This window comes from Campylobacter sp. RM19073 (genome assembly GCF_024723495.1).
GTDB classification, from domain to species: domain Bacteria; phylum Campylobacterota; class Campylobacteria; order Campylobacterales; family Campylobacteraceae; genus Campylobacter; species Campylobacter porcelli.
This window is the reverse complement of record NZ_JANQCT010000059.1, coordinates 1-1313: the sequence shown is the minus strand read 5'-3', so window position 1 is coordinate 1313 and position 1313 is coordinate 1. Positions and strand designations below refer to the sequence as shown.

At 24.1% G+C, this 1313-nt stretch carries 1 protein-coding gene; it reads left to right on the top strand.

The genetic code is table 11. The features are described from left to right. Positions 1-611: 611 nt before the first annotated feature. Positions 612-752, top strand: coding sequence for a TrbM/KikA/MpfK family conjugal transfer protein (locus CSUIS19073_RS08225; RefSeq protein ID WP_180380073.1), 141 nt, complete (start codon positions 612-614; stop codon positions 750-752). Positions 753-1313 lie beyond the last annotated feature (561 nt).

The following is a 1313-nucleotide window of genomic DNA, read 5'->3' as shown; positions in this document are numbered from 1 at the left end:
TGTTAAATTAAAGAATATGGATTGAATAATAAATGAGCTTTTATTTTATGGTGATTATGGTTATTATAATAGTGATTTATTAACACAACAAATTTAAATCAAAGTTGTAATATTAAGCAACTTGACATTTTTAAAAATAGATATTAAAATAGTATTGCAACCCATATAATATAATTAATTAGACTATGGATTAACTCTTAAAGCAATGAATGTATTTATAAATAAAAAGTTAAAATATTTTTAGATTTATAAAGAATTATTTAATATATAAAATAATAAAACCTTATTCTTTTTTATTTTATTTAAATAGTTAGGATTGATATTTGAATTTAATTTAGATACCATCTTATTATTAATTTTTATATTATTCAAATAATAATTATAAATTTTTAAAAATATTTTATATTTGGAAGTTGAATGCTTATTATAAAGTGAGTAGTTTGGTAATTTATTAGATTAAACTTATAAAAGTTATAAGACTGCTTTTATTTATAATATTTAATATGGAATTAATAAGTCATTTTAAGTTTTACATTTTTGATTATGAGCTTGGTATATTATAATTAATTAAAATTTAAATTAATAAAAAAGCAAATTTAGCTATTTTAATTATGCTAAGTTCATTATTTGTTACAAATTTAAATGCCTTAACTGGCGATAGAAAAACAGCTTGCGAAGTGTTGCTTTGCCTCTCAAGCGGAACACGCCCTAGTGAATGCAATCCACCACTTGCTAGATTTTTTTGCTATTAAAGCTAAGAAGCCTTGGAAAATTTTTAATCGTGCCTATGAGCTCATATCTATAACCATAGTATGATAAATTAAGTCCAAATGATAGGCATTGTGCAACAAGAAGTTACTCATATGAGCGTGGTGGTGGAAACTTGCTATATAATTATTACTATAAAAAGCAACAATTATAAAAATTTGCTGGAGTTATTAAAATTTAAGATAAAATAAAAGAAGCCATAGGGGGTTTGTATTTCCTCACTTTCGTGAGGCAAGACTAATAAGCCTTGACAACAATTATACAAAGTAGTATAATTACCGCAAATACAAATGGAATATGCTTATCTCCTTTCTATAGAGACAAAATTTGCCATAGTGGTACCAGCCCTATGGCATATCCCCATAAGGGAGTTATAGCAAAATATAGTTTTAAATTCTTTTATATCGATACACAACTTTTTCTATGTGTAAAACTTAATTTATATCTCTTAAAAGTAAAATTAGTAGCCATACGCAATCCTTATTTTATTTAAATCTATTTTAATATTTTTAAATTTAAGTATATTTTTAGATAGGGGGGGGGAG

Excerpts from the sequence above, each read along its gene's own strand:
- CSUIS19073_RS08225 (WP_180380073.1), top strand. The coding sequence starts at position 612 with ATGCTAAGTTCATTATTTGTTACAAATTTAAATGCCTTAACTGGCGAT.